Raw genomic sequence first — 6,806 nt, forward strand, 5'->3', positions numbered from 1 at the left:
TATGGCAAACATTAACATGGATATGGATAACAGCGCTTTAGCTAAGATTAAAGTCATTGGAGTTGGTGGCGGTGGAAACAATGCTATCAGCCGAATGAGAGAAGGCGGACTATCAGGAGTAGAGTTTTTAGCATTAAACACTGATCTTCAAACACTACAAGAATCTAATGCGGACGTAAGACTTCAAATTGGTGAGAAACTAACAAGAGGTCTTGGTGCAGGTGCTAATCCTGAAGTAGGAGAAAAAGCTGCAGAAGAATCAAAAAATGAAATATCAGAAGCAATCAAAGGTGCGGATATGATCTTTATTACTGCTGGTATGGGTGGTGGAACAGGTACAGGTGCTGCTCCAGTTGTTGCAAAAGTCGCAAAAGAGATGGAGATTTTAACAGTAGGTGTTGTTACTAAGCCATTTACTTTCGAAGGAAGAAAAAGACAAAATCAAGCTGAAAGTGGTATAGAAAAACTTAAAGAAAACGTCGATACCCTTATTACAATTCCAAATGACAAACTTTTACAAATCGTAGAAAAAAGAACATCCATGGTTGATGCCTTCAAGATGGCAGATCAAGTCCTAATGGATGCCGTAAGTGGTATATCAGAACTTATAGCTGTACCTAATGTTATCAACCTTGACTTTGCGGATGTTGAATCAATTATGTCTGATCAAGGTATAGCTCACATGGGTATTGGTAGGGCTAATGGCGAAAATAGAGCTGTTGATGCTGCCAAGGCTGCTATTAACTCTCCACTTCTTGAAACAAGCATTGACGGAGCAAATGCAGTTCTTCTTAATGTAACTGCAGCAGAAGTAGGTTTAATGGAAGCTAATGAAGCTGCTGAATTAATTAGAGAAAACATTGACTCTGATGCAAATATTATCTTTGGTGTTGGAAGTGATGAATCCCTAGGTGATGATATCAAGATTACAGTTATTGCGACAGGTTTTGATAATAATGCTTCTAGTAGAAGAGTAAGCCCTGCTCCAAGCAGAAATAGAGAAACATTAAGTGCACCACAAAGACAAAACGCAAGCAAGAAAAAATCATCAAATCCATTTGATGACTTTGATTTACCAGACTTCTTAAAATAATATGAGGTGTCCCTACTGCGATTCAACAAACACTAGGGTTCTAGATTCTAGGTCAACTGATGATGATAGGGCTATAAGGCGTAGGCGTCTTTGTGAAGATTGTGATAGAAGATTTTCTACATACGAAAGATATGAAGATTCTACTATCATGGTCGTAAAAAAAGATCAAACTAGGGAATCCTATGATCCTTCCAAACTAATCAGTGGAATTGTAAAAAGTTGTCAAAAAAGGCCGGTAACTATGGCTGACATAGAAAAAGTAGCCAGGAACATAGAAACTAGTATCAATCATACAGGCAATAAAGAGATTAGTTCAACCTTCATAGGAGAATTAGTCATGAAAGAATTAAAAGAACTTGACCCTGTGGCATATGTTAGATTCGCATCGGTTTATAGAGAATTTAAGGATGTAGATTCCTTTTATGAAGAAATTAAAAGTTTAAAAGATAAAAAAGATGCTACAGACTAGCATCTTTTTTTAAGCATAAGGAGCTATGATGGATTTATTTGAATATAACAGAATAAAACAGCTAGAAAAAGAAGCTCCCCTAGCAGATCGACTCAGGCCAAAAAATCTAGAAGCCTACCTTGGCCAAGACCATCTACTAGGTCCTGGAAAAATTATTACTAGGATGATAAAGGCTGATAGGATATACTCTTGTATCTTCTATGGGCCACCTGGAGTAGGAAAGACTAGCCTAGCTAAGATTATTTCTCAAAAGACTAATATGGCTTTCGAAGAAATTTCAGCAGTTGCTAGTGGGATAAATGACCTAAAGAAGAAGGTTCAGATAGCTAAGGATAATCTAGCTTATGAAAATAAAAAGACCATCCTCTTCATAGACGAGATACACAGATTTAACAAGAGCCAACAGGACTATCTTTTGCCCTTCGTGGAAGATTCGACTTTGATTTTGATAGGAGCGACAACTGAAAATCCTTATTTTGAAGTCAATAAGGCCTTGATATCTAGGATGTATGTCTTTGAACTAAAGAGCCTTTCTGATAGGGACCTTGATAGGCTCATAGATATGGCCCTAAATAAGGATCCTATCCTCAAAAGAAAAAATATCGACATAAGTAAAGATGCTAGAAATACCCTAATTACGTATTCAAATGGCGATTGTAGAGCCCTCCTAAATGCTCTAGAAATTGCGATATTTTCAGAAGATGAGAAAGAGGGTAAAATAGTAATTGATAAGTCAACTATAGAAAATTCGACTCAAAAAAAGATTGCTATTTATGACAAAGATGGTGATAGGCATTATGATACAACAAGCGCATTCATAAAGTCTATGAGAGGCTCTGATATTGACGCTTCAATATACTATCTTGCTAAGATGCTTGAATCTGGCGAAGACATAAAGTTTATTGCACGAAGGATGATGATTTTTGCAGCTGAAGATATTTCTAATGCAGATCCTAAAGCCTTAATAATGGCAACTTCATGCTTTAAGGCAATAGATGCTGTTGGAATGCCAGAGGCAAGAATAATACTTGCCCAAGTAGTAACTTACTTAGCGGCAGCTCCTAAGAGTAATTCGACTTATCTTGCCATTGACAAGGCCCTTGATTTTGTAAGGAGAAATAAGGATGAAGAAGTTTCCAACAAACTAAAAGACACCCACTATCAGGCTGCGAAAAACTTTGTCCATGATAAATATTTATATCCTCACGATTATAACGGCTATGTCAAGCAAGACTATTTACCAGATGAGTTTCTAGCAGAGAAGTTCTATGAGCCAAAAAAAGTGGGATTTGAGAAAGAAATGATAGAAAGACTTGAAAAAATTAAGAGAGGGAATAATGAAAATTAGAGATATATTAAATGAAGTAGATAAGTATGTTGACACAGAAGTTAAAGTTTACGGTTGGATTAGAAACCAAAGATTTGGTAAAAATGTAGGCTTTATAGAACTAAATGATGGAACTTGCTTTAAGAACCTACAAATAGTTGTTGGAAGTGATATTAGTAACTACAATGAACTTGATAAACAATTTCTGTCAACATCACTTGAGGTTAGGGGAGTTTTGGTTAAGACTGGAAATAGCAAAAATCCTTATGAAATCCAAGCTAAAGAAATAAAAGTCTTAGGCGAATCATCAGACAAATACCCAATCCAAAAACAAAGACAAACTCTCGAATACATGAGAACTATCCCTCATCTTAGGGCTAGAACTAATACTTATAGGGCTGTCTTTAGGGTAAGAAGTATCCTCGCCTACGCTCTTCACAACTTCTTCCAACAAAGAGGCTTTGTCTACATAAACCCACCAATAGTAACCTCATCTGATGCAGAAGGTGCCGGTGAGATGTTTAATATCACAACAATTGACCCTAACAATCCACCAAGAAAGGAAGATGGCAGTGTAGACTTTAGTAAAGATTTCTTTAGCAAAAAATCTTACCTAACAGTTTCTGGCCAACTTGAAGCAGAAGACTATGCCCTAGCCTTTGGCGATGTCTATACTTTTGGACCAACCTTTAGGGCAGAAGAATCAAATACACCAAGACATGCTGCAGAATTTTGGATGTTAGAGCCAGAAATGGCATTTACTGACTACAATCTCGCTATGGATGTAGCAGAAGATATGATTAAATACGCCATTGACTACCTACTAAAAAATGCGCCTGATGAGATGGAATTTTTCAACAAATGGATAGATGAAGGCTTAATCGAAAGACTAAAAAGAGTAAGAGATGCAGAATTTAAGAGATTAACCTACACTGAAGCCATAGAACTCTTACAAAAATCTGGCGAAAAATTCGAGTACCCAGTAGAATGGGGAATCGACCTTCAAACAGAACATGAGAGATACCTTTCAGAAGTAATAGTCAAGGGCCCAGTCTTTGTTACTGACTATCCAAAAAACATCAAGGCCTTCTATATGAAAAGAAACGATGATGGAAAAACCGTTGCTGCCTTTGATATGCTTGTTCCAGGAGTTGGAGAGCTAATAGGCGGTTCTCAAAGAGAAGAAAGATATGATGAGCTTTACAAGTCTATGGAAGAAAATGGTCTAAAACCAGAAGAATACCAAAACTACCTCGACCTAAGAAGATTTGGAACTGTAGTTCACTCAGGCTTCGGTCTAGGCTTTGAAAGAGCTGTAATGTATGTTACAGGAATGAAAAACATCAGAGACGTCTTGGCTTACCCAAGATATGTCCATGCATTTGCTGAGAAGAATTAGGAGGAATCATGGTAGAATATAATCCAAATGCCATAGAGAAAAAATGGCAAAAAAAATGGGATGAAGAAAAAACATTCAAATCAGTTATAGACAAAAATAAGAAAAAATTCTATCCCTTGGTAGAATTTCCATATCCATCAGGACAAGGCCTACACGTTGGCCATCCACGTCCATACACAGCCCTTGATGTTGTAGCTCGCAAGAGAAGACTTGAGGGAGAAAATGTAATGTATCCTATGGGTTGGGATGCCTTTGGTCTTCCTACGGAAAACTATGCTATAAAGAATAAGATTCATCCAGCAAAAGTTACAGAAGACAATATCAAAAACTTCAAGGCTCAAATGAAATCAATTGGTTTTTCCTTTGATTGGGATAGAGAAGTAAACACTACTGACCCAGACTACTACAAATGGAGTCAATGGATTTTCATTCAAATGTATAAACATGGTCTAGCTTACAAAAACGAGATGTCCGTAAACTGGTGCCCATCCTGCCAAGTCGGTCTTGCCAACGAAGAAGTAGTCGATGGCAAATGCGAAAGATGTGGTACAGAAGTAGTTCATAAGATGAAAAATCAATGGATGCTCAAGATTACAGCCTATGCCGACAGACTTATTGATGATCTAGAAGAAGTTGACTTCGAAGAAAGAATAAAGGCAAGCCAAATCAATTGGATAGGAAGAAGTCATGGCTGTGACGTTGATTTTAAAATCAAAGATAAGGATGCCAAGCTAACAGTATATACAACAAGACCTGATACCATCTTTGGAGTTTCCTACATGGTAGTAAGTCCAGAACACCCAATCCTTGACCAATACAAGGACGAAATTAAAAATCTTTCAGCAATTAAAGCTTACCAAGAAGAAGCTAAGAAAAAATCCGACTTCGAAAGAGCTGAGCTTAACAAGGACAAAACTGGTGTAATGATTGAGGGAATAAGCGCAATCAATCCCCTAAACAACAAAGAAATCCCTATCTGGGTATCTGACTATGTATTAATGACCTATGGTACGGGAGCTATCATGGCTGTACCTGCTCATGATACAAGGGACTTTGAATTTGCCCAAAAATTCGATATGCCAATAATACCAGTCTATGACACAGGAGAAGAACTACCAACAACAGACATCAACAAGGGTAAGGCTATAAACTCTGACTTCCTAAATGGTCTATCAGCAAGCGATGCTAAGAAAAAAGCTATAGCATATGTAGAAGAAAAGGGACTCGGCAAGGCTAAGACAAACTTTAAGCTTCGTGACTGGGTATTTTCAAGACAAAGATACTGGGGCGAACCAATACCAATGATTTATTGCGAAGAGCACGGTTGGGTTCCAGTTCCTGAAAGCGAACTTCCAGTAAAACTTCCTGAAGTAGAATCCTATGAGCCAACAGCAACTGGTGAATCTCCACTATCAGAAATAGAAGAATTCGTAAATACAACTTGTCCAATCTGTGGCAAGGCTTCAAAAAGAGAAACTGATACCATGCCTCAATGGGCAGGATCAAGCTGGTATTACCTAAGATATATGGATCCACACAACAACGAAGCCATAGCAAGTGATGAAGCCTTGAACTATTTTTCACCTGTCGATTGGTACAATGGAGGAATGGAGCATACAACCCTCCACTTACTCTACTCAAGATTTTGGCACAAATTCCTCTACGACATAGGAGTTGTTCCAACTAAAGAGCCTTACAAGAAAAGAACTAGCCATGGTATGATACTCGGAAGCGACCATCAAAAGATGAGTAAATCTCGTGGCAATGTCATAAATCCTGATGACATCATTAGAGACTATGGAGCAGACACATTAAGATGCTATGAGATGTTTATGGGTGACTTCTCATCAATGGCAATCTGGTCAGATGAGGGAGTAAGGGGATGTAGAAAATACCTAGAAAGAGTCTTTAACCTCAAAGACCTAGTAGGAGAAGGCGAAGAACATAGCAAAGACCTTGAAGTTCTAATAAACCAAACCATCAAAAAAGTTAGCGAAGACTATGAAAACCTCAAATTTAATACAGGTATAGCCCAACTAATGACCCTACTAAACGAAATGAAGGCAAAAGGATCAATCACTAGGAAGGACTTTAAAACCTATATCATCCTCCTTAACCCAGTAGCTCCTCACATAACCGAAGAATTGTGGGAGATGATGGGCTATGAAGGCGAACTTAACCAAACATCATGGCCAAGCTATGATGAAGATAAACTATCTTTCGATTCCTTCGAAATGCCTGTCCAAATCAACGGCAAAGTAAGGGGTAAGGTCTTGATGAGCAAGGAAGCAAACAAGGAAGACGCATTAAAGGCTGCAAGAGAAGATAAAAATATCAAATCCTACATTGAGGCAAAAGAAGTCAAGAAAATAATCTATGTTCCAGGCAAAATTCTAAATATAGTAATCTAAGAAGGGGCTGTTGCAAAAGTCCTGACATAGAAAAAAGACGAGGAAACTAAACATCCTCGTCTTTTTCTGATACAATGTATTTATGAAAACCTTTAGTAATACATCAT

The 6,806-nt window shown here is 37.8% G+C and carries 5 protein-coding genes; all 5 read left to right on the forward strand.

Annotation, left to right across the window (positions count from 1 at the left end; genetic code table 11):
- Window position 1: 1 nt before the first annotated feature.
- Genes ftsZ through leuS form a run of 5 tightly spaced genes read left to right on the forward strand, consistent with a single transcriptional unit; the run spans window position 2 to window position 6,699 of the window.
- Window positions 2-1,093: a cell division protein FtsZ gene (ftsZ, locus tag P6936_RS04725; RefSeq protein WP_040349259.1), complete on the forward strand. Its 1,092-nt coding sequence runs from the start codon at window positions 2-4 to the stop codon at window positions 1,091-1,093.
- A 1-nt stretch (window position 1,094) separates the two neighbouring features.
- A complete protein-coding gene (gene nrdR, locus P6936_RS04730; RefSeq protein WP_004836324.1) occupies window positions 1,095-1,562 on the forward strand; it encodes a transcriptional regulator NrdR in 468 nt (155 codons plus the stop codon).
- 28 nt (window positions 1,563-1,590) lie between these two features.
- Window positions 1,591-2,910 carry a replication-associated recombination protein A gene (locus P6936_RS04735; protein ID WP_040349257.1) on the forward strand — a complete coding sequence of 440 codons (1,320 nt, stop codon included), beginning with the start codon at window positions 1,591-1,593 and terminating at the stop codon, window positions 2,908-2,910.
- Complete coding sequence (asnS, locus tag P6936_RS04740) at window positions 2,900-4,288, forward strand: asparagine--tRNA ligase (RefSeq protein ID WP_040349255.1); 1,389 nt, start codon at window positions 2,900-2,902, stop codon at window positions 4,286-4,288. The genes P6936_RS04735 and asnS overlap by 11 nt, the downstream gene beginning before the upstream one ends.
- 8 nt (window positions 4,289-4,296) lie before the next feature.
- Window positions 4,297-6,699 (forward strand): leucine--tRNA ligase, encoded by a 2,403-nt coding sequence (gene leuS, locus P6936_RS04745; protein WP_004836321.1) that lies wholly within the window; start codon window positions 4,297-4,299, stop codon window positions 6,697-6,699.
- Window positions 6,700-6,806 lie beyond the last annotated feature (107 nt).

The sequence above is a fragment of the Anaerococcus tetradius genome (assembly GCF_947087635.1).
GTDB classification, from domain to species: Bacteria; Bacillota; Clostridia; order Tissierellales; family Peptoniphilaceae; genus Anaerococcus; species Anaerococcus tetradius.

Excerpts from the sequence above, each read along its gene's own strand:
- ftsZ (WP_040349259.1), top strand. The coding sequence starts at position 2 with ATGGCAAACATTAACATGGATATGGATAACAGCGCTTTAGCTAAGATT.
- nrdR (WP_004836324.1), top strand. The coding sequence starts at position 1,095 with ATGAGGTGTCCCTACTGCGATTCAACAAACACTAGGGTTCTAGATTCT.
- P6936_RS04735 (WP_040349257.1), top strand. The coding sequence starts at position 1,591 with ATGGATTTATTTGAATATAACAGAATAAAACAGCTAGAAAAAGAAGCT.
- asnS (WP_040349255.1), top strand. The coding sequence starts at position 2,900 with ATGAAAATTAGAGATATATTAAATGAAGTAGATAAGTATGTTGACACA.
- leuS (WP_004836321.1), top strand. The coding sequence starts at position 4,297 with ATGGTAGAATATAATCCAAATGCCATAGAGAAAAAATGGCAAAAAAAA.